At 47.9% G+C, this 22950-nt stretch carries 18 protein-coding genes and 2 pseudogenes; 7 read left to right on the forward strand and 13 right to left on the reverse strand.

Features of this window, described 5'->3' with window-relative positions:
* Window positions 1-105: 105 nt before the first annotated feature.
* The 3 genes from LKE13_RS16095 to LKE13_RS16105 form a co-directional block, all read right to left on the reverse strand.
* On the reverse strand, window positions 106-1659 hold the full coding sequence (locus tag LKE13_RS16095) for an acyl-CoA synthetase (RefSeq protein WP_227952408.1): 1554 nt from the start codon (window positions 1657-1659) through the stop codon (window positions 106-108).
* Between the two features lie 127 nt (window positions 1660-1786).
* A complete protein-coding gene (locus LKE13_RS16100) occupies window positions 1787-2605 on the reverse strand; it encodes a polysaccharide deacetylase family protein (protein WP_227952409.1) in 819 nt (272 codons plus the stop codon).
* 26 nt (window positions 2606-2631) lie between these two features.
* Window positions 2632-3555 (reverse strand): fumarylacetoacetate hydrolase family protein, encoded by a 924-nt coding sequence (locus tag LKE13_RS16105; RefSeq protein WP_227952410.1) that lies wholly within the window; start codon window positions 3553-3555, stop codon window positions 2632-2634.
* A gap of 189 nt (window positions 3556-3744) precedes the next feature.
* Here LKE13_RS16105 and LKE13_RS16110 point away from each other — a divergent pair, with 189 nt between their 5' ends.
* The 7 genes from LKE13_RS16110 (at window position 3745) to LKE13_RS16140 (ending at window position 11219) form a co-directional block, all read left to right on the forward strand.
* Window positions 3745-4860: a C4-dicarboxylate TRAP transporter substrate-binding protein gene (locus LKE13_RS16110; RefSeq protein WP_227952411.1), complete on the forward strand. Its 1116-nt coding sequence runs from the start codon at window positions 3745-3747 to the stop codon at window positions 4858-4860.
* Entirely contained in the window at window positions 4860-5417 is a 558-nt protein-coding gene (locus LKE13_RS16115) for a TRAP transporter small permease (RefSeq protein WP_227952412.1), read from the forward strand. The genes LKE13_RS16110 and LKE13_RS16115 overlap by 1 nt, the downstream gene beginning before the upstream one ends.
* 36 nt (window positions 5418-5453) lie before the next feature.
* On the forward strand, window positions 5454-6797 hold the full coding sequence (locus tag LKE13_RS16120; protein ID WP_227952413.1) for a TRAP transporter large permease: 1344 nt from the start codon (window positions 5454-5456) through the stop codon (window positions 6795-6797).
* Between the two features lie 21 nt (window positions 6798-6818).
* Window positions 6819-7811 carry a phosphotransferase gene (locus LKE13_RS16125; RefSeq protein ID WP_227952414.1) on the forward strand — a complete coding sequence of 331 codons (993 nt, stop codon included), beginning with the start codon at window positions 6819-6821 and terminating at the stop codon, window positions 7809-7811.
* A complete protein-coding gene (gene eno / locus LKE13_RS16130) occupies window positions 7804-9117 on the forward strand; it encodes a phosphopyruvate hydratase (RefSeq protein ID WP_227952415.1) in 1314 nt (437 codons plus the stop codon). Before LKE13_RS16125 ends, eno begins: the two co-directional genes overlap by 8 nt.
* Before the next feature lie 3 nt (window positions 9118-9120).
* Window positions 9121-10059 carry a 2-hydroxyacid dehydrogenase gene (locus LKE13_RS16135; RefSeq protein ID WP_227952416.1) on the forward strand — a complete coding sequence of 313 codons (939 nt, stop codon included), beginning with the start codon at window positions 9121-9123 and terminating at the stop codon, window positions 10057-10059.
* Window positions 10060-10193: 134 nt separating this feature from the next.
* The gene (locus tag LKE13_RS16140; RefSeq protein WP_227952417.1) at window positions 10194-11219 is read left to right on the forward strand and encodes a LacI family DNA-binding transcriptional regulator; all 1026 of its coding nucleotides are present in this window, start codon (window positions 10194-10196) and stop codon (window positions 11217-11219) included.
* Window positions 11220-11281: 62 nt separating this feature from the next.
* Here the strand turns inward: LKE13_RS16140 and LKE13_RS18950 are convergent.
* The 10 genes and pseudogenes from LKE13_RS18950 to dctP all read right to left on the reverse strand — a co-directional run.
* Window positions 11282-11559: pseudogene (locus LKE13_RS18950) on the reverse strand (DDE-type integrase/transposase/recombinase); the annotation flags it as partial.
* Between the two features lie 177 nt (window positions 11560-11736).
* Window positions 11737-12618, reverse strand: coding sequence for a sulfurtransferase (locus tag LKE13_RS16150; protein WP_227952418.1), 882 nt, complete (start codon window positions 12616-12618; stop codon window positions 11737-11739).
* Between the two features lie 149 nt (window positions 12619-12767).
* A pseudogene (locus LKE13_RS16155) lies at window positions 12768-13442 on the reverse strand (IS6 family transposase); the annotation flags it as partial.
* A 95-nt stretch (window positions 13443-13537) separates the two neighbouring features.
* Window positions 13538-14872, reverse strand: coding sequence for an aminotransferase class III-fold pyridoxal phosphate-dependent enzyme (locus LKE13_RS16160; RefSeq protein ID WP_227952419.1), 1335 nt, complete (start codon window positions 14870-14872; stop codon window positions 13538-13540).
* A 77-nt stretch (window positions 14873-14949) separates the two neighbouring features.
* Window positions 14950-16026: a LacI family DNA-binding transcriptional regulator gene (locus LKE13_RS16165; RefSeq protein WP_227952420.1), complete on the reverse strand. Its 1077-nt coding sequence runs from the start codon at window positions 16024-16026 to the stop codon at window positions 14950-14952.
* Window positions 16027-16084: 58 nt separating this feature from the next.
* Entirely contained in the window at window positions 16085-17365 is a 1281-nt protein-coding gene (locus LKE13_RS16170; protein ID WP_227952421.1) for a TRAP transporter large permease, read from the reverse strand.
* A gap of 1 nt (window position 17366) precedes the next feature.
* Window positions 17367-17870 (reverse strand): TRAP transporter small permease, encoded by a 504-nt coding sequence (locus tag LKE13_RS16175; protein WP_227952422.1) that lies wholly within the window; start codon window positions 17868-17870, stop codon window positions 17367-17369.
* Window positions 17867-19468, reverse strand: coding sequence for a hydantoinase B/oxoprolinase family protein (locus tag LKE13_RS16180; RefSeq protein WP_227952423.1), 1602 nt, complete (start codon window positions 19466-19468; stop codon window positions 17867-17869). The genes LKE13_RS16175 and LKE13_RS16180 overlap by 4 nt, the downstream gene beginning before the upstream one ends.
* Window positions 19452-21461 carry a hydantoinase/oxoprolinase family protein gene (locus LKE13_RS16185; protein WP_227952424.1) on the reverse strand — a complete coding sequence of 670 codons (2010 nt, stop codon included), beginning with the start codon at window positions 21459-21461 and terminating at the stop codon, window positions 19452-19454. The genes LKE13_RS16180 and LKE13_RS16185 overlap by 17 nt, the downstream gene beginning before the upstream one ends.
* 116 nt (window positions 21462-21577) lie before the next feature.
* A complete protein-coding gene (gene dctP / locus LKE13_RS16190; protein ID WP_227952425.1) occupies window positions 21578-22636 on the reverse strand; it encodes a TRAP transporter substrate-binding protein DctP in 1059 nt (352 codons plus the stop codon).
* Window positions 22637-22950 lie beyond the last annotated feature (314 nt).

The raw sequence follows: 22950 nt of genomic DNA on the forward strand, positions 1-22950 counted from the left end.
CCATTTATTGTCATTGCGGTACGATATGAACGTAATCTGTCCGTCACTATTTCATGCAGGTTTCCATATCGCTTCATTATTTTCTTCTGACTGTGCCCTTACTGTTTATATCCGCCGGCCCGCATCAATCCAGTAAGGCTCCCGAAGACGTTTTTTGAAAATCTTTCCGCTATCCTCACGCGGTAAATTCTTACGGATTTCAAAATGCTTTGGAATTTTATAATCGGCAAGCCGCTTAGCAAGGCCAGATCGGAGAGTATTGATATCCATCGCCCCCTCCTCCAACAATTCTACAAAGGCGATTAGAGTCTCGCCAAATTCCGGATCGGGAATACCAAAAACTGCGCAATCCTTGATACCGGGAAGCTGAATCAATACGGCTTCAATCTCGGCTGGATATATATTAACACCACCTGAAATCACCATGTCGCTCTTACGGTCACAGATGAATAAATATCCATCTTTGTCCAGATACCCCATATCTCCGCAGGTGATCAACTCTCCACACGCAACTTCTTTTCGCTTCTCCGGTGCTCCATGATATTCAAAATCCGGATAATTCGGGAGCCGCACATAAATCTGCCCAATTTCTCCGACGGGCAGATCATTACCATCGCCATCTAGTATTTTGACGATTGAGTTACGATATGCCCGGCCAACAGAGCCTGGCTTTTGCAGGGCGTCCGCACTGTTAATAAAGGTTACCGCGCCCGACTCCGTGCTGCCATAATACTCATAAACAACTGGACCAAGCCAATCAATCATTGCCTTTTTGATCTCAGCAGGACAGGGTGAACCTGCGTGAACAACAAATTTCAGCGATGAAAGATCATAGCGCGCCCTCACCTCTTCAGGTACCCGCAAGAGACGGATAAACATGGTCGGCACCATGAATGTTGTATCGATTTTTTGTTCATCGACAATCTGCATAAAATTTATTGGATCGAAATACGGCATCAGAACGAACAGATCGGCTATTTGTCCGGAGCGGGTGCCAAATGAGTTAGGTGCAGCGTGATAGAGCGGGCCCGCTAGCACAGAGCGAACGCCCGGAAGGAGGCCATAGACATCTGTCCGCATCTGCGCGACCACATCCAATTGCTCCTGCGTCGGCATTTCCCGGCGCACACCTTTGGGTCGGCCCGTCGTACCCGACGTATAGATCATGCTCTGCGGCGGTGGGTTTGTCGGACCTGCATAAAGCTCCTGGCCCTCAATCCACGCATAATATTCCAAAATGGAAGAATCTCTCGCCCGTCGAGAGGCACGAGATGCACCTCTGGCCACAATATCGGAGGGGGTAACAATTTCGATCACAGTCACACCAGCCGGAAAGTCTTCGTCCAACGCCGACAGTAAATCCCCATGGCCGATCACCACTTTGGCTCCACAGTCCAAAATGACATAAAGCACTTCATCCGCCTTAAAATGCCAGTTGATCGGAACAACGTAGGCGCCAATCATCATGGCGCCATAACTGACCTCAAGAAACGGTATGTCATTTCTCAAAAGCAGAGCAACTGAATCTCCCGAACCAACCCCAAGCTTCAGGAGGCCGTCTGCGACTCGCCTGGCATTTGCCTCCAAATCAGAGAAAGGCATAAACCTGTCGTTGACAGCAACCCCACCCGACAAAGGCAAGCTTTTGGAACTGCTCATGTCTCTCTACCTCAATATATTATGAATTCCGGCTATCAGAAGTAGTAACACTCACGCGAAACCGCCGGCACCATGCCAGCGGTCGCAACTAGTCGAACTTGATCGACGCAATGTCCAATAAGGAGTGTCACGCCTCTTTTCTATTTTCCAGCCAAGTCACCAATTCAGAACATGTTGGTGCCCAGATGTCATCATCCTTCCTCACCGATTTCACCAAACGCTCAAATATGTCGAAGGCCTTTTTTTCTTTTCCCAACATAAATGGATGAAATATTATGGTCGCATGACTTCTTTCTGATTTTACCTTTTCCACCATTTCATCAATCACATCTCCCCATTGATCTAACGAAACGGGTTTTTCTGGATCACCAAACTTTTGACGCAGGGCTCCTAAATCCGGATTTAGCATATAGGCATCAACATGCTTCCATGCAAACGGAAGAGATACAAAATCACCGTCGATACTATCATCCCCAACATCCCCCAATGGAGACGCATAGTTGAGGCCCAACTCAAGACATTCAGCCCGCAATTCCTGCAGATCTATCGCGCCTCCAGGTGGACGAAATCCTGTTACAGCAACGTCGATCTCAGCAAAGGCATCGACCGCCTTCTTCAACGCACTTTTCCGTTTAGCAACAGCTGTATTTGCCCAATTCTCGTGCCGCCAGCCATGCGCCGCTATTTCGTGCCCCGCATCGCGAACAGCCAATATCTGATCTGGATGAGCCTGACAATTCCAACCTTCAATAAAATAGGTAATCTTCGACCCATCCAATACCCCTAATAAATCTGGCAGGACTTCTATTGAGGCGTGCTCCCCATTTTTTCCCTTCATAATAGGAAGCCCTATTTCTTCTTCGGCAACGGCTCCAAGATTATCAAAAGTGATACTCAGCGCGGCGCGATGGCCTTCCGGGCCCCAGCCGTTTATATTATTGGACATTAATTCCTCCCTCGGAAAACTTCCCATTATGATTGGTATATTTCGACCTTAAGACGCCCGAGATTTTCAATTTCTGCTTCGATCAAATCTCCCACATTGGCATAGACGCCACTTTCAATACCTGTCCCCGCAGGTGTCCCGGTTAGAATAAGATCACCCGGTTCAAGCGTGATGTTCAAGGCAATCCTCTCCAACAATTCAAAAACCGACCATATCATCTTGGAAGTATTTGAATCCTGCTCTATCTCCCCATTCCGCCATAGCTTCATTGTGAGGTTTTGGGGATCATCAATAAATTTTGCCGGAACAAAATACGGGCCCGCCGGACAACTGGAATCGAAAGCCTTGCCCAAAAACAAGTCCGACTTAGCAAAATGCTTGGGGTTGCGCTGAAAATCGCGTGCCGACATATCTAACGTCGTCATATAACCAGCCACCACATCGAGGTTTTTATTGAGCTGCGTTCCCGCTGGAATTTTCTTTCCGATTATAACCCCTAGTTCAATTTCCCAGTCAAACTGTGATGACCCTGTTGGGCATCTTACTGTTTTCCCAGGCCCGACAAGCGCCGTCGTCGGGGGCTTCATAAACATCGCCGGGATATTTTCGTCCTTGCTGAAACTTGAATATCCAACAGCCTCAATATGATCAATATAATTGGTGCCAGCACAGATAATCTTGGAGGGGAATTGCAAAGGCGTTAGAAACGATGCACTACTGATATCATTACCAGACCCATGTGTCCCTTTTGACAGCTCCACCGCCAGAGAAGACAGAATATTCTCGTTTTTCTGCCAATCATCGAACAACGATGCCAAGCCCGCCGCCCCGATATCCATCTGTGGTGCCACATCCTTCAATATCCAGTATTTTTGGCCCATCGCTATTGCTGGAGTTGCTTTGGAGCCCGTCTCGATTGTGCAAAGGGCGTAGCGCGCTGACGCAGTCATTCTATATTCTCCCATATATTCTTATTATGCTTTCGTTTGCATTTTTATGCAATTAGCATCTATTGATGTCAATTAAATAGTGAACTAATTCCCAACTATAGGCTTATTATTCCGATTGACACATTTCAAAACACAATGCTATCAATTGCACAAAATCAGCAGAAAAAATAAACCAAGGGAGTAAATGAAATGAAAATGAAAATTCTGCAGCAGGCATCAAAGCGGGCTATTTGCCTATTTGCCGGCATCGTCGCGGCCACAACTGCTCTGGTCTCTCAACCCATCAGTGCTGTCGCCGAACCTCTAACAATTCGTTACGCCCATTTCGGCGCCAACCGAGGCGGCATGGGTGACAATATCAACTGGTTTAAAAATCAAATCGAAACGCGCTCAAAGGGCGATCTGCTCTTGGATATTCATTGGGGAGGATCACTCGGTGCGCCGGCGGATGTCCCCCGGGTTGTCGGCGCCGGACTGGCCGATATGGGCACGATCGTATCATCTTATACACCCGGCGTGCTGGACTTGTATGAAGTCGGCAACCAATTGGTTGGCCCTTCAAACCTTTGGGTTGCCCAGCAGGCTATCTATGAACTTGCCACTACAAGTGAGCCCGTTAAAAAACAGTTTGCCGGAAATAACCTGACATACATTGGAAACTTTAACGCTGGCGCAGTTCAACTGATCTGCAAAGAACCCCTTACCTCCCTGAATCAGCTGAAAGATCTTAAAATTCGGACAGGTGGGCCTTACACCGATGTATTAAAGCGTATGGGCGCAACAACAATCGCCATGCCACAGACAGAGGTCTATCAAGCTTTGTCCACAGGCTTGGTTGACTGTAACCAGATTTATCACCTGGCTATTGAGGGATTTCGCCAATACGAAGTAGCTAAGCATGTTGTCGAGCTGGATTTCGGGCTGGTCATGGCCTACGGCATCATCATGAACAAGGATTTGTGGGATGAACTGAGTGACGAGAGAAAAAGCCTGATCCGCGGGGTTGCAGATGACTTGAATGCCCGCGTCGTCTCGGATCATCTGGCGCGTGTCGGCGCTGCAAAAACCAAACTGTCCGGTGATAGCGATGAATTTCGGGTGATCTATGCTGCACCGCCAGAGGGAATGCTTGATCAGATTAAGGAATATGGCGCTGAACTTGCTGATGAATGGATCAAATCCGTTGGAGAAAAAGGCCTTCCGGCTCAAGAAGTGGCGAAAGAGTATAGAGCCCTGATTGACAAGTACCAGGCTGATTTTGATAAAAATGGCTATCCTTGGGATGCCACGAAAGGCAAGGACTAATGGTCCGGTTTAAACTTGACGATCGTTCGGCAGGGAATAGCCCTGTCGAACGCATCGTTAGCAGCATTGAACGCGCCTTTCTAAAATTTTCAATGCTGACTATTGTCACGTTGCTTGCACTTATCTGTATTTCCGTTATCGGCAGAACCTTTTTCAATCTGCCTATTCCGGACGATGTTGTTCTGGCGGAAAACCTTATGCCAATTATTGTCGCCCTTCCTTTCGCCTATGCGACTGCGCGGCGTGGCCATATTGAGGTTGAGGTTTTCACGTCCTGGCTGCCAAAAGAGTTCTTCCGACCTCTGAGCGCATTTGCGCATTTCCTCGCTCTACTGATTTTTTCCGCCATTTTGTGGTGCGTCTGGATTGGAGTCCTTAAGGATCTAAATAGCGGCCAGTATTACGAAGGAGAGCTCGCGCTGCCTGTGTGGCCTGCAAAACTGGTTTTCGTCATCGCCTTGGCCCTGTTCTGCATAAGGCTATTGCTGAACCTCGCTGAAGACCTCGGATTGAAGGCAGCCCCCTCCACACCGTCGCACGCCGAACCTCTCTCGTAACCGAGAAGACCCGTCCCAAGAAAGGTATAATAACAAATGGACCCGACTACCCTTGCAATTGCTGTTTTGGTAGGGCTATTGATCCTGCTTTTTCTGCGTGTGCCAATTGCATTTGCATTATGCACAGTTGCCATCGTGGGCATGTTCCTCATTTTTGCCTGGCCGGATGGCCGAGCGTTCAATCCCGCACGCGCCATGCGCCCTGTGCAGGCTTTCCTTGGGACCGATCCGTTTTCATTCATTAAAACCTATACATTTACGATGGTGCCCTTGTTCATTGTACTAGGGCACGTTGCGCATCGCGCCCGTTTCACAACGGACCTCTTCTATGCAATACGTATTTTACTTCCCCGTCTTCCAGGCGGTCTGGCCATCGCGTCTGTCATAGGCTGCGCCGGCTTCTCTTCCATTTCCGGATCAAGTATGGCCTGTGCTTCGGCCATGGGTCGGATCGCTGTTCCGGAGATGCTTAAATTCGGATACAGCAAGTCCCTTGCAACCGCTTCCGTTGCCGCGGGTGGCACGCTGGGCTCACTTATTCCCCCTTCCCTCGTCCTTGTCCTTTATGGCGTATTCACAGAACAATCGATCGGGATGCTTTTTCTGGCGGGAATTCTTCCGGGCTTACTCAGTGTATTAGCCTATGTTGTGACTATTTTCATTTGGGTCAAAGCAAGACCAACCGCCGCGCCTGAGAACCATATTACCAGCACAAAAAGCGAGCAATTAAAGGCCGTTATCAATGTTTGGCCCATTACGCTGATTGCGGTTGTTGTGATCGGTGGAATTTACAGCGGTTTTCTAACGGCGACTGAGTCAGCCGCCGTTGCCGCGGCAATAGCGATTATTATTGGTTTCATACTAAAACGGCTGAGTCTGGAAGGGTTCTATGAAGCGCTGAGAGAAACCGCCTATCAATGCGCTGTTATTTTTGTGCTTGCTATTGGTGCAAAGCTGATGGTCTCGTTTGTCGGCATTACCAATATCGCGAGCGATCTGGTCACATGGACGAATGATCAGAATTTTCCTCCGGCACTCGTGCTACTCATGATTTGTGCGTTGTACTTGGTGTTGGGAACATTTCTTGATGCGATCGGTATCCTTTTGCTGACGCTTCCCCTCGCGGTTCCGATTATCGAGACACTTGGATATGATCTGATCTGGTTCGGAATTGTGATTGTAAAACTAATCGAAGTCGGATTAGTAACACCCCCTGTCGGAATAAATGTATTTGTCATAAAATCGGTTGTTGGAGATCAGGTCGAATTGAATCAAATATTCAAAGGAGCTGCGATATTTATTTTAGCAGACTTAGTCGTTCTCTATTTAATAATTATCTTCCCGCAGATATCTCTTTTCCTTCCAAAATCAATGTTTTAAAGAGGGCTTATGGAGCCAACTATGCTTGACCAAAACACCAGGGAATTTCTGGAACGAAGTAATCTGACAACAGATCTTTCCAATATTCAGACGGAAAGACTTACTGGCGGCATTTCATCCGACATATGGAGAATTGATGCGAGTGAACGAACATTCGTGCTTAAACGCGCCCTGCCCGAACTGCGCGTTTCACAGCATTGGGAGGCCCCTCTTTCGCGTAATGTAAATGAAGTGAACTGGATCAAGGAAGCAGCTGAAATCAATCCGCAGGTTGTCCCGAAAGTACTCTATAGTGAACCCGACGCGGCACTGTTTGCGATGGAGTTTCTGGATCATCCGACATGGAAAAGCCAATTGATGGCGGGTGAGGTTGATATCGCGTTCGCCGCGAAAGTCGGTAAATCTCTCGGTGAAATCCACCAAGCCACGGCGAATTCTGCAAGGGTCGCCAGAAATTTTATGGTCCCGGAGACGTTTGATGCACTCCGAGTCGAGCCATACATAAAGGCGACGGCTAAAATACATCCATCCCTCGCAGAAACCTTACAACAGCTCGCCGACGACACGCTCGGCGCTGAATGCGCACTTGTCCATGGTGATGTGAGTCCAAAAAACATCCTGATGGATCCTGACGGCCCCATTTTTCTGGACGCGGAATGTGCCTGGTACGGGGAGCCCGCGTTTGACCTCGCGTTCTGCCTCAATCACATGCTGTTAAAATGTGTTTATATACCGTCCAGAAGAGAGGACCTTCTCGCCTCCTTTGATGCACTGCAGGCCGCCTATTTCGCCCAAGTCAAATGGGAGTCCGCAAACGACCTTGAGTCCCGTACGGCACGGCTTTTACCTGCGTTATTTCTGGCTCGTATCGACGGAAAATCACCTGTCGAATACGTAACTGCTGAAGGGGACAAGGAACAGGTCAGGAGAACCGCAATACCTTTTATCCAAACGCCACCGAAACAACTCTCAGAATTCAAAAACGCATGGGCAAGGAGCCTGCTTAATGACTGATACGACAATAAAATCTGTTTTTGGCCGCCGGATCTGGGATTCGCGAGGAAGGCCGACGGTGGAGGTCGATATCCGTTTGGGCTGTGGCGCAACTGGAAGGGCAATTGCACCCGCAGGCGCGTCCATGGGCAGTGGAGAGGCCGTCGATTTGAGAGACGGCGGGCCGACCTTTGGTGGACTTGACGTCCGGCGCGCTGTTTCAGCAGTGAATGACGAGATAAGCGCCCGGTTAATCGGGCTGGACGCCGACAATCAGGAAGAAGTCGATCAAGCGATGATAACGCTTGATGGCACCCCAAACCGAAACCGGCTGGGCGGAAATGCGATTGTCGCAACATCCATGGCGGTGCTACAGGCGCGCGCTGCAGCAGACAAAGTGCCACTATGGCAATATCTGGCGCAAGATGATGACATTCGGATGCCCCTCCCCGAAATTCAAATATTCGGCGGTGGTGCCCACGCTGCGCAGCGGGTCGATATACAGGACTTCATGATCATGTGTCCCGGTGCCACATCTTTTTCAGAAGCGCTTGATTGGACGGCAGAGGTATATCGAACGGCTGGCCTGCTTATGAAAGAAAGAGGGTGTTTGCAAGGTGTCGCAGATGAAGGCGGTTACTGGCCCGCTTTCCGATCGAATGAAGAAGTCCTCGATAGTCTGGTAATCTCGATTGAAAGAGCTGGCTTCAAACCCGGAGTTGATATCGGACTTTCACTGGATGTTGCTGCGTCCGAATTTGAGGAAGACGGATTTTATACGCTCGCCCTTGGCAACAAACGATATGATACCGACGAGTGGATCGAGATACTTGGAAAATGGCTGAAGACCTACCCCATCCTTTCAGTTGAAGATCCACTGGCTGAAAACGATACAGAGGGTTTCAAAACTTTTACCCGAATGTTCGGTGCCGAATGTCAGGTTATCGGAGACGACTTCCTGGTGACAAATGCAAAGCGCGTTACAAAAGCTGCCGCTGATAATGCGCTAACGGCGGTTTTGATCAAGCCAAATCAAGCCGGAACAATTACAGAAACACACAAAGCCCTTGAGGCCGGGAAATCGACAGGTCTCGGAACAATCGTATCCGCGCGATCTGGAGAGTCTGAAGATGTCATTATCGCACATCTTGCAACAGGATGGGATGCAGGACAGCTCAAAGTCGGTTCCTTCGCAAGATCTGAACGTATGGCCAAGTGGAACGAATGCTTGAGAATTGAAGAAGCGCTGGGCTCCAAGGCCCGTTTCGCCGGTAGAGACGGACTTGTTTTTGCGGAAAACTCTGCAAAAATTAAAATGGGAGGTTGATGCGTGAAGGCTCTGCTTCAATTCTCTGCCAGTGACCGCCTGCGAGATCGCTTTTCAACGGTTAAAGGGCTGGATATTGCCATTGTTAATGAGACTGATGAGGAAAGTTTCGCTCGAGAGATCAGCGATACGGAAGTATTCCTTCATGTCTTAAAGCCGGTAACAGCCGCAATGATTGCAATGGCCCCCAAATTAAAACTCATTCAAAAAATTGGCGTTGGCGTCAACACGATTGATCTTGACGCCGCACGAAAGGCTGGCGTGACCGTTGCCAATATGCCAGGCACGAACACTGCCGCCGTCGCGGAACACACACTTGCACTGATGCTTGCAACGCTTCGTCGTATCGCTGAATTTGACAACGCGACACGAGGTGGCAAAGGTTGGCAACTTTTACCAAATCAGATGGAAGCCCTTGGCGAAATTAATGGAAGTACTGTCGGGCTCATCGGTTACGGAGCCGTTGCTGAACGGCTTGCATTCCAACTTTCCGCGCTTGACGCCAAAGTACAATATTGGAGCCGCACTAAACGTCCTGACGCGATTGCCACTTCAGTTTCGTTTGAACAGTTACTGCAAAGTAGCGATATACTTTCGCTTCATATACCTTCAACCCCTGAAACACGACATTTACTTAATCGTGCCGCAATCAAGAAAATGAAACCCGGCGCCATCTTGATCAACACAGCGAGGGGCGATCTTATTGATGAAATTGCGCTGACAGATGCGCTATTGTCTGGACGGCTCGCTGGAGCCGGGCTAGATGTCTTCGAACAAGAACCCTTAAAAGCCGGGAACGTTCTGGCAAGCTGTCCGAATGTCGTGATGACACCGCATATTGCCTGGCTCACGCCACAGACAATTGATCGAAGCCTTGAGATAATTGAAGAAAACTGCCGGCGTGTTGCCCATAATCAGCCCGTCTTGCATAAAGTGCCGTGACAGAAAACCGTGATCAGGAGAATGAAATTAAATCCGCTATACTGTCTCAGGCCATTTTTTGATAGATGCCTGCATTGGAAGGCTAGAAATAGGGGACCTGACGGAGGTCCTCTTGATAATATATTGTGGGGAACATGACGCAATCCTATAAAATGGTGACCGCACGAGATGTAGCAGAACTAGCTGACGTATCTGTTTCAACAGTCGGCCGCGCTTTGGCGGATGATCCGCGCATTAGTGCCAAGACAATATCGCGGGTCAAGGAAGTCGCCAGTCGTCTAGGATATGTTGGCAACCTCCCTGCCCGGCAAATGCGCGGCGCAAAAAGCAATCTCATTGGACTAATGCTGCCTGATATCCGCAACTATTTCTATGCGACAATTGCCGAAGCCTTGTCAGACTGCTGCAGTGCCAACGGCTATCAGTTGGCGCTCTCAATTGCGAATGATCCTGAAACAGAAGCACGCCATGTCACGGAGCTCATCAGTGCCAGAGCTGCAGGGATCGTTATTGTGCCAACAGCACAGCCAAAGCGGGAAACCCGCGATCTACTGAATAATTTTCCCCATGTCCAACTGCTACGCCGCGTAGATACTTATAATTCAGCATGGTTCGGTATCAATGATGAAGAGAGTTTATGCGAAGGCACAAAGCATCTTCTCAATCTCGGTCACCGCCGAATTGCCTATGTCGGCGGGTCCCTTGAATTATCAACCGGTAACGCCCGCAGGGCCGGCTTTCGCCGCGCTTTCGCGGAAAGCGGTATTGAGCCCGACGAAGCCATCGAAATTTTTGGCCCGCCTTCATCTGCGCAATTTGGTGCTAACGCAGTTACTGAACTGCTAAACCGTCCCAATCCGCCAACAGCATTGATCACAGGAACTATTCGCGTCACCCAGGCCATATTGGAGATTTTGCACCAAATGAAAATTTCCGTCCCGGAAGATCTTTCCGTTGTCGGGTTCGGCGACGCTCCTGAATTCAAATGGTGGGGGTCTGGATTGACAACCTTGCGTATGCCGATTGAAGATTTGGCAACAACCTGTGGATTGTGGTTCCTTCATCATATTGCGTCCGAAAGGCCAACTAACCAACAGCACTCCTCTGTCGCTACTGCCACGCTAGTCGTTCGCGGCAGTACAGCTCCGTTATCCCATTAATGCGAACTGATCTCTGTATGGCGCAATACGACAGAAATTGCCTCTACTATGCCGCTCCAAATTTTAGAAGCAAAGACTTCCAGCACTTCGTCCTCTTGGTCGACTGCCCGCCAGAGATAGCGTGCTTCACCATTGATCTTTACGAAGACCTCATCGAGATACCATTTTCAATTTGAATAATTGTGAGATGGTTGGATTCGCTTCTTTCGTATCTCACTCGCGAACATCGGCCAAATTTATTTCGCCAATAGCGCAAAGTCTCTTGGCAAATATCTATGCCGCGCTCATAAGGTAAATCTTCGACAATACGAAGCGAAAGCGGAATCCGGACCTACATCATCAACGCAAGACGGATAATATCAGGCGATGCCTTGAATAACGGAAGGGATTAAAAATCCTCGTTCAAGGAGAGTAGAAAATGACAAATAGAACGACAAGCCATTATCCTCTGACGATGCCTGAGAGTAAGAAGCGCCGGATTGGGAGACAACTACCTTCTTCTGACAGCCCCTGCCGATCAGTCAGTTTCGACTGGCAATGAAACGTCGTTTGCCCACTCGCTCATAGAATTGTCGTAAACAGCAATATCACAATAGCCGAGTTCGTGTAACAGGAAGGCATCTAGAGTTGCCGCAATCCCTCCACCACAATAGACGATGATACGCTTGGTTGGGTCGGCTCCGATACCAGCGAATGCCTGAGCGACCGTGTCGATCGGCAGCAACTCTATTGTCTCGGGGTTGAACAATGTTGTCGCGGGGACATTAACGCTGCCGGGAACGCGGCCGGGACGACCATAGCGCGGATTCTCGCCTCTGTGCAGATCTGCTGCCAAAGCGTTAATCGTGCAGACCTCCCCCGCACCGATCGCGCTCTGAACGACATCTTTGCCGACGAATAACTCAGGTCTCAAATTGATGGATAACTGGCCAGCCTGGTACTTACACTGGCTGGTTGAGGTTATGCGTCCATCCGCAACCCACTTATCATAGCCGCCATCCAGAATTGCCACATTGTCGAACCCCAGCCACCGCAGCATCCACCAAAATCGCGTCGCCCATTGCAGGTTTTTACGGCTGTAGAGAACAACTCTCTTGCCATCGCTCACACCGTGCCGTGCAAAAGCAGCAGCAGTCTCCTGGGCCGGCGGTAGCGTAAAGCGGTAAGGACTGTCGGCCACAGAAAAATCTTTCTGTAGATCGAAATATCCGGCGCCAGGAATATGACCTGCGTCGTAATCTGCTTTGCCGCTTTGGATATCGTAAGGCCGGCTTGGGCCGTCATTTGGAACGAGATAAGTCGTACAATCGAATACAACCAGATCTAGGTCGTTCAAATGGGCCTCGAGCCAATCACACGTTACCAGTGCTTCAGAATATTGTGACAGTGTTTCGTTCATTGGATCGAGACCTTTTCTAGTTATATTTGTCGCACATAGTGGTCGATTGTGCAGTCATTCGCAAGGGCGTTGTCAGGTACTGTCAGGGTGCTGTCAGCCGAATGCGACCACGTCTCTGTTTGGCGTAAAATGGCGATAAGGTGCCCCTACTATGCCGCACTAAGTTGCTGCCACTCGGCCAGCGCAACATTTCTTTGAACCTTGAATGTTTCTCGGCTGGTTAGGTGGCGTTCATGGTTGAAGTGATTGTAGATTGAAGCATGGATTGAGACGAATTTTTGCAGACTACTCAGCCGCCTGAATTGCAACATTGCCCGCTCTCTTCGTCGAAATGGCAGGTGGGAGTTTTCACAGCGATTGTTCAACCAGCGCCCAGTTTCCTGACTCTTTTCATTTCCAATCAAGTTCATTGCAGCACGATACGAACGTAATCTGTCTGAGACAATGACATGAGGCTTCCCATACCGTTTCATTATTTTCTTAAGGAAAACCATTGCTGCCTTGCGATCGCGGCGTTTGGTAACAAAGGATTCCAGCACTTCGCCCTCGTGGTCAACGGCCCGCCACAGATAATGAGTTTCGCCATTGATTTTGACAAATACTTCGTCCAGGTGCCATCGCCAGTTGAAATAACTTTGAGACGGACGGATCCGTTTCTTACGGATTTCATTTGCGAACATTGGGCCAAATTTATTCCACCAATAGCGCACCGTCTCATGGCAAATATCGATGCCCCGTTCATGAAGTAAATCTTCAACGTTGCGAAGGGACAACGGAAATCTGACATACAACGCCACAGCGAGGCGGATAATTTCAGGCGATGTTTTGTTACATCAGGAGGGGTTGTTGATTTTTATTCCTGAAGAGTAGAAATCACAGAAATCCGACTAGTTATTTTCTTCTGTCAAAGCCGAATTCACTACGAAATTCGTGCTTCAACGGTTTGAATTGATGTTTCAACAACATCTATTGCTTTAGCTAATTCTTCTTGTGAAATAACGAGTGGAACTGACAAAGTCATTGATGATCCGCTTGGCAAAATAGGAATAACGCCACTGTCAATTGTTTCTCGATAGACTAGCTGTGCAAAATTTGCGGCGAATTCCCGGTCGCCATCCTCTGGGCCAAAATCTATCGCCGCCATCAGACCGACACAACGAATTTCCCTTACAGATGGGCAACGCGACGCCAAATCCTGCAACCGCATTTTTGCCCATGAACCAAGGTTAATCGTGCGGGATATCAAATCGTAATTTTGAATAATCTCTAGAACCGTAAGGGCTGCTCGTGCGCTCAGCAGATTTTTTTCATGTGTAAAATACCCCAAATTTGGCGCTTTCGGTATCGATACACTGGGTCCGACCATCACAGCTGCGACAGGCAGCACAGCGCCACCCAAAGCTTTTCCCACGACTGTTATGTCCGGGCGGACATCGAAGTGAGTGTGATTAAATAAAGCCCCTGTTTTACCAAGACCCGTTGGTATTTCGTCAAATACCAGGAGTGCACCATACTGATCGCAAAGGCTTCGGACTTCCGGCCAGTACCAATCCGGAGGTACATATGCCCCGTTACGTATAGGCTCGACAACAACAGCAGCAATGTCTGGCTCATATTTGAAAGCCGTTCGAATTGATTCAAGCGAATGAAGCGCATATGGCTCATGACCAAAGCCCAGCCCCTCATCACCGTGACGATGAAATGGCGGCACATGAATTGCGCCCGGAACCATTGGACCAAGCATAGTTTTATCGCTTGAGCGACCACCGAGGCTCAGTGCACCAAAACTACGTCCATGGTAGGCATCATAGAATGAAATCGTCTTGTATCGTTGGGTCGCGGCCTTGGCAATGGTGACAGCAATTTCAATCGCATCCGATCCACTTGGTGCTGTTGCAATTCTCGCGGATTTATTTCCCCAAAGACGCGCTAATGTTTCCCCCAATTTAACCGACGTTAGGTTTGTAAAGCCACGACCAGAAAATGTCGCTTTTCCCATTTGCTCAATTAAAGCGGCCAACAAATCAGGGTGCCGATAACCAATGTGATGACAGTTATTTCCATACAGATCCACGAACTTTTGACCGGAAGCGTTCTCAACATAAATACCGTCTGCACGTTCAATTACCATCACACTTGGATTATTATTATTCCCCAAAATTGATACTGATCGGTCGCGTTCCAGAATAGATATTTCTTTCCCAGAACGATGACTGTGGACCCACTCTTGTCTGGATTGTTGTTTTTCGTTCATGATTTCCGGGCCCTATTCTCTTTCCTACAAATGTGAGGAATAACAACCAAACCGCGTCAAAGTTCGCTTCACTTTGGCTATATAGTCAGGTCATGTGTTCTCTGGCTATCAACGCCCCCGGTCGAGTCACCAACCAATAACCGTGTTGGAAAAACAGTTGTCTTATCCGGAAACCTGCCTTCAGCTATCCTGTGCAACAAATACTCGCCGGCTTTCGCCCCCATGTCACGCGCAGGGACTTCAACAGTAGTTATTCGATTATCTGAGTATTTCCAAAGATCAAAGGCGTTGAAGGCTGTTAGCATCACGTCATCAGGTACTGAAAACCCCATATTCTTCAAAACCGCAGATATGGAGAATGCCAATTGCTCGTTGGCGGCCATAACCGCGTCAGGCAATCCATTGTGATTGATATATGATTTAACGCATGCGTGAACGTCGTCATAAGTTCCCGTATCGATTTGAATAATATCGAGCGTCATTTCCGGGTGTGACACTTGAAAATCTCGAATGCCACGAATACGCTCTTCCATTGCAGGCCAGGGTTCTGCTGGTTTTAAGAAGGCTATCTTGCGGGCCGACTGTTCATAGAGATGATTAGCCAATAGGTAGCCACCGCCAAAATCGTCCTGGCGCAAGTAAGCAACATCTTTTTCGGGTGGCGGATCATTTGGTTCCTGAAGCGCCAATATGGGCCGCTGTAATGTCAAAAACCGGTTTATTATTGCATTTCGTTTTGCATTTTCTCCCGAAACCATCAAGCACAACGCATCGGTGTCAGCAAAGCGACGCAGGTCGGCTTCACTAAGTTCATTCTCTCGACAATTGTGAAGCAAGAGACTGTAACTTTTTCTATTGACGTCACTTGCCATAGCCGAAACCAATCGACTTGTCCAAGGGGACGCAAGAAAGTCAGAATCATTTTCGAAGATGATAACAAGACCAATTAACCAGCTTTGTGAAAGGCGCAACGCACGGCCACGCAGATTGGGCCGATAATCCAATCTTATTACTGCCTCCAGCACACGTTTCCGGGTTTCTTCACGTACTAAATTTTTCCGTCCGTTAATCACATTAGAGACAGTCATTGGCGAGACATTCGCCATTCGAGCAACGTCGGCTACTGTGGGCCGTTTGGATCTTTCACTTTTCATGTCAAAATCTTTAATTCTTCTGAGTAAACACTTTCTTGATCTACCAACATCTCCAACATTAACGAGCGAGATAGTTTGGCAACCACGTTACTATATCCGGAAAGATGGCTAAGATGGCCAATACTAAAATATGGACCAGAAAAATCGGGGCAATGGATCGCGCAAGTGCTAATAATTCAATCCGAGATACGACGCTGGTCACAAACAATAGGCTGCCAACTGGAGGCGTCAACATGCCTATAGTCACATTTACAATAAAGATAATTGCAAAATGAGTCGGATCTATTCCAAGTGAGTAAGCAATTGGGGCCAAGACCGGGCCAACAATTAGAATTGCCGGTGCAGGCTCAAGGAACATCCCTACAATCAATAGCAGCACCATTGTCGATAATAAAAACTCAAACTGATTAAGCGCTGCAAAAACTCCATATATTAACTGCGGGACCTGACTGATAGTCAAAACCCAGGAAAACAGCTGTGCTGTAGCCAATAGCATTAGAACGGATATTGATGCTATTGCTGCCGTCAATACGAGCTTTGGAATGTCAGAAAATCGGATTGTTTTATAGACAAACACACCAACTATCAAAGCATAAACGACAGCAATCACTGATGCTTCAGTCGGCGTCGCCAAGCCTCCATGCACACTGACAATGATAAAGACAGGCAGAACAAGAATTGGGACAGACTGTAATAAAAGTCTACCAAAATCAACGAGGGTTCTTTTTTCAATAATACGTAAATCAGTGTTAGAACGTGCGGTATATACAAAATTAACGCAGCACATTGCACCCGCTATAATTAGGCCCGGTACAATTCCAGCCACGAATAATGTGCCAACGGACACTCTGTCATCCACCAGAGAGTATAGCACCATGATTATTGAGGGTGGAATAATCGGTCCCACAACGGAAATCGAAGCGGTTAGGGCCGCAGCATACCGAGGACTATATCCCGTCTCTTTCATCATCTTAATTGCAACAGATCCTGGCCCTGCAACATCTGCAATAGCTGAGCCACTAATTCCTGAGAATAAGGTGATACCACCAATATTCGCATATCCCAACCCACCAGGAATTCGCCCTACGCAAGCAATTGCAACACGCAAAAGTATCGCGCTCAACCCACCTCCACTTAGTATTTCAGCAGAGAGGATAAAAAAGGGAATTGCAAGTAACGGAAAGCTGTCAAGTCCTCGTACTAGTCCCTGAGCAACTATTACTATTGGAAATGAACCGTCTATTAAGACCGACAAAATACTTGCAAAGCCAAGTGCAATTGAAACTGGAACTCCAATTACGATAAAGATTAAAAAAGTAACAGCAAGAATAGTCAGCATATCATTCGTACCCCAACATCTCATTTTCATCCGAATGGCGAATAAATTCCGGAGTAAACAATATGGAATGTATCAAGAGAAAGAGCCCGCCTAGAGGAACTGATACAAAAATATAAACGTAGGGTACTCCCAAGACAGGCATGGTCTGATGCCGGCCTAACCAGGCGTACTGAGAGCCCGCCCAAACCATTGCAATAGCAAATGCACCAACGACAACTAAAATAACCACTCTGATCGCAACTGCAGTGTTTGGCGGCACCATTTGCTGAAGGGTCTTTACAGCAACATGCCCTCCCCGCCTAAGGACGAGGCCAACTCCAAGCATAACAACCCAAATGAGACACGCTCGAGCAAGGTCGTCCGATCCTGAAATAGAACTACCCGTCAAAACTCTGCTGGTCAGATTGGAAAATACGGACACAACCATGACAATTGATAAGGTTATGACCAAGAACTCATTTGCACGAATAAAGACTCGGTCGAACTCACTTAGAAAGTTATTCATGCGGCGTCCTCCGTCTGTGCTTTACCGTATCCACCTCCGCCAGCCGTTTCAATTCTAACGACATCACCTTTCAGCAACCTTACGTTTTCCGCCCCCTTTAACGTCTGCAAATTATCGTTTCGGATCAATGTAACAGTGAATGCTTCGCCATTTTCACCGCCAAAAAGGCCAAACGGTGTTACTATTCGGCGCTGGAACATCGTTGTTAAATGTGCCTCATCACATTCAACTCTGTATTCACGCACCAAGCCATCACCTCCGTTGTAATGACCGCGCCCGCCAGAGCCGGTTCGCACAGCGGACTTTATAACTCTCAGGGGATATTCTGCTTCGACGAATTCAGCTAGCGTATTCATCATATTCGATATATTTACTCGAGTTACGACACCACCATCACGGTCGTGACGCGCGCCCTCCCCGCCACCATGCGTTTCGTAAAAAGTCCACCATGTACCGTCACTGCGTTCACCACTAAAAATCAGCAATCCACCGGTCGCACATCCACCTGCCGTAACAACTTTCGGGATTACATCTGCCAATGCTTGTGTAATCGCATTCACAACACAATGCGCCGTTTCATGGTTTCCACCTACTACTGGATAATTTCGTCCAGGATTCAATACTGTTCCCTTACGAGTGTGAATGGAAATAGGCCGAAACGCACCGCCCGTATGAAAGACTTCCGTTGCAACAATCGTCTTCATAAAAAATGCAACGCCTGCAACAGTCACGAAATGCGTCGTGTTCAAGGGAGCGCGAAGCTGGGGAGCAGATTCAGAAAAGTCGAAATCAATTTCATCTCCGGCCACAACTATCCGCACGCGGATTGGTACGGGCGGTCCATCGCGGCAGTCGTCGTCAAGAAAATCTTCGCCGAAATAGGTTCCATCAGGTATTGAAGATATGACTTTACGCATTTGCTGCTCGCTAAAGTCAAAAAGCTTCGCCAATACCTCTTTAAAGTTTCCAGCTCCATGCATTTCAACAAGTTCTACAATTCGCTTTTCGGCAATCATTAACGACGCCACCTGGGCCATAATGTCACCTTCTCGTTCCATTTCCCCGCGCACATTTGCCTTAATGAATGCTAAAATGTCCGGACGAACCTTGTTCTTGGAATAAAGGCGGATGGGCGGGATTTGCAATCCTTCCTGCCATATATCTTCCGCGCTGGCAAAATAGCTTCCAGGAGACGCTCCACCAATATCTGCCCAATGGGCTAGCGACAGTGAAAATGCAATTAGTTCTCCGTCGATAAAGATTGGCTTTGCCAATTTAACATCCGGGAGATGGTTTCCGCCAATCAAAGGTTGGTTTAAAATCCAAATGTCGCCATCTTCCATTGAATCGCGGCCGACTGCTTTAATGAGCTCTTTTACGGTGTAACTCATTACACCAAGATGAATTGGCAAATCTTTACCTTGAGCAATGATTTCTCCATCTGCATTCGTCAGTGCCGATGATAGATCGCCCGCTTCGCGCAATGCAGGTGACCGAGCTGAACGCATAGCAATCAAGGTCATTTCCTCAGCGATTGAGCTCAAGTTCTGACGGATAATTTCTGGAAGAAATGGGTTCATTTTAGTTATGCTGTTCATAATCAACCTCTATCTCAATATGCTGGCCCTCAATTACCTTTGCCCGACATCCCGGAGGTACAACAACAGTTGAAAATTGGCTCAATATTAAAACGGGCCCCTCAACGGCAGTCCCGGCGGTTAATGAGTCTCGAGCGACTTGTCGAGTCTCTTTCCAGCCAAAATTATTGAAATAGCATGTCGTAGATTCTGGAATAACTGTATTTGAATCCAGATCGACATTCTGGATCGTCAAAGAACTGTTTTGGCCTACGCTGATCGTGATACGAACGGCTTCGCATATCCAAGGGTCACTTGCCACAAAGCCATAATGAGCATTATGCGCATCCGTAAAGGCCTTTGTTAAATCTTCATTACTGTCGGTAAGAGGGACTTCTATTTCATAGCTTTGGCCCGCATAGCGCATCAAAGCAATGCGCGTTACATTCACATTCTCCCGCGGCTCGTTGGGCATAAAACTCAGAAGTTCATCACGTAATATATTCTCCAGATCCATACAGGCTCGCATGATGGATCCGTCTTCGCTCTCTTTCTGATTTATTCTGACCGTCTGTTGACGTGTAAGTGAAGAAGCCGAGGTTAAGCATCCAAGCGCAGAGAGTGAGCTAGAGAATGCCGGAACAATCACACTTGATATGCCCATAGACTTAGCGAGAGGACACACAAACATTGGTCCCGCGCCACCAAATCCAATAACTGAACAGTTTCGTGCATCAATACCCTTGTCCATAGTTATTGCTTTAATCGCACGGCTCATGATCGCATTGCCGATAGCTATTGCCCCGACAGCCACTTCCTCAATTGAGAGATTCAATTGCTCTGCCAAAGGTCGGAAAGCAGACTGTGCCGCGGCTATATCAATTTTAACGGGGCGATCAAGTGTGTCCGCCGTTCCAAAATAGCCAAGAACTGCAGCCGCATCCGCCAAAGTAGGTTTTGTACCGCCACGACCATAACAAGCCGGACCAGGTGAAGCCCCTGCACTTTCAGGCCCGACTGTCAGAGAGTCGCCCCTTAAATCAATAATGGATCCGCCGCCGGCTCCAACTGTCTCCACCGCTACCATGGGCTGACGTACATCATGCTGGCCAAGTTTCGCCTGTGTTACAATTTGCGCCACCCCATCACGAATGAGGCAGCAATCTGTCGTTGTGCCGCCCATATCCAGGCTTACGACATCTTTCTTCCCTAATTGGGAACTGATCGACCGAGCGGCCTCCACACCTGCGGATGGACCTGACATTGCAAGGGTTAGCGGGTATTTGCCTGCCAGATTGATCGGGATCAGTCCCCCCGCTGAGTGAAACAAGAAGAAAGCTTCGCCATCATATGCCTTTACCAGAGATTTAAGAAATTTCTGTACAGTTGGCAGTAATGAAGCATTCAATACAGTTGCGGCCATCCGTTCATATTCTCGGGCTTCCGGCGAAATTTCACTTGAAATGGAGATATGCTCAACATTTCCGACTAGAGCGGCGGCCGCCTCTACTTCATTTTTGTTGTTCTTGTAGGCGTGCAGAAATACGACACCAACAGCTTTGCATGTAGGAGGCAACAGTTTGGCAACCGATCTTATTTCATCAGCTAAAAGCACCTGCTCAATATTACCATCTTGCCCAATCCGTTCATTAACTTCAAAAGATAATGGCATGGGAACTAACGGTTGCGGCCTAGGAACTGCGTTCATGTCATAAAGATGATTACGCGTTTGCCGCCCAATCCAGAGGGTATCCTTAAAACCTTTTGTTGCAATCAACGCTGTTTCCGAAAGCCGGTTTTCGATGAGAGCGTTAGTTACAATAGTCGTACCAAATGTAATCGATTCAATTTCACTCTTCTGCAACCCCAAAGACCGAAATGCCTCTTCTAACATGCTGCCAGGAGCATCGTGTCGGGACCAGATCTTGTGTGTTCTCCACTCATCGGTTTCCGAATTCAGGGCGAGGACATCCGTAAAAGTTCCTCCCGTATCTATGCCAAGTCGCCAAGCCATTTGGTCACACCTCATCATTCGCCTATATCTGTAGACGTCTGCTTAAATTTGATTTATGTCGATTAATTAAATGGAAGCCATGCACAATATTGCGCTTGGCTTCCGGAAATAAAACTCTAGTTGTCGCTTAAGATGCGTTCTGCATTATTTGCGATATCTGCTTCAGCTTCTTTAATGGATGCCTCCAGCAGATCCAGCCATTCGCTTCCATACTCTTCAACAAACCAATCTTTGGCTACGGCTTGTGCTTTTTTCATAACGGCGCGATCAGCTTCACTCGGCAGGGTGATTTTGCCACCTGATTTTTCAAAGAGAGCGCTGTAAACACTTTCGTCTCTCTCATTTACCCGTGCCTGAATGCTGGCCGCCTGCGTCACACCTTCAACAACGAGTTGCTGCAGGTCAGAAGGCAGGGATTTAAGCCAACGATCACTTACCCAGAAATATCCATAAAGAAATGAATGACGGTCAAGAAATGCATGATCAAGAACCTCACCAAGTTTGAAGCGCATCACGTCGGCCATGGAGTTTTTCGTACCATCAACAACTCCAGTCGACAGGGCTGAATATAGCTCCCCCCATGGAACTGGTGTGGGATTGGCCCCTAAAGCCTCGGTAAATTTCAACTGAATGGGTGAATCAATAGTACGAATTTTCAGTGTCTCCAATCCACTAACATCTGTTACTGGCTTGTTCGTCACGAAATTTCTCCAGTTCCCAGTATTTGCGACCGCCACAAGACGCAAATTTTGCGTCTTCTTAAGCACCTCTGCACGCACCTTATCGAAGAAAACACTTTCGCCCAACTTGGTCGTTACAAGATCATTAGGCAAAATATACGGGATATCAAGAACTTGAATTTCAGGAAAGAAACCGGAGATTCCGCCGCCGGTTGTCTGCGTCATTTCTAGTGTGCCCAGCTGAACCTGCTCCAACATCTCACGAAACCCGCCGAGTTGTGCTGCAGGAAAAATCTCAACCTGGATGCGCCCATTTGAATTGCGCTCCAGAAAATCTTCCAACCAGAGAGCGGCAATATGATCATCTGAGACATCAGAGGCGGCCGTTACATGACCATACTTCAAAGTATAGGTATCAGCTGCCACTCCGACAGACATTGACATAACCGTTGAAACCACACCAACGCTAATTGCGGACAATAATCTCTTTAACACGTTACCCTCCTTTGCTAATTATTTTAACGATACAATTATTTTTTTAACGTTAAAATAAGCCTCCGTCAATATGAAAATTCATCCGCAGAAATCATATTAGTAAGACCACACATATATCATATTGACTTTTAAAGGGCAGCGAGACGGATTTCCCCTCGCCTCCGCTTGGCGAAAATGGCACTAAAAGGTGGTGTCAGACTAATGCGACCTCGTCTCTATTTGACGCAATTTGCCAATAAAGCACCCCAATTATGCCACGCTAAGCTGCTGCCACTCGGCCAGCGCAGCATTTCGTTGAAGCTTGAATGTTTCTC

The organism is Sneathiella sp. HT1-7 (assembly GCF_020731145.1).
Classification (GTDB): Bacteria; Pseudomonadota; Alphaproteobacteria; order Sneathiellales; family Sneathiellaceae; genus Sneathiella.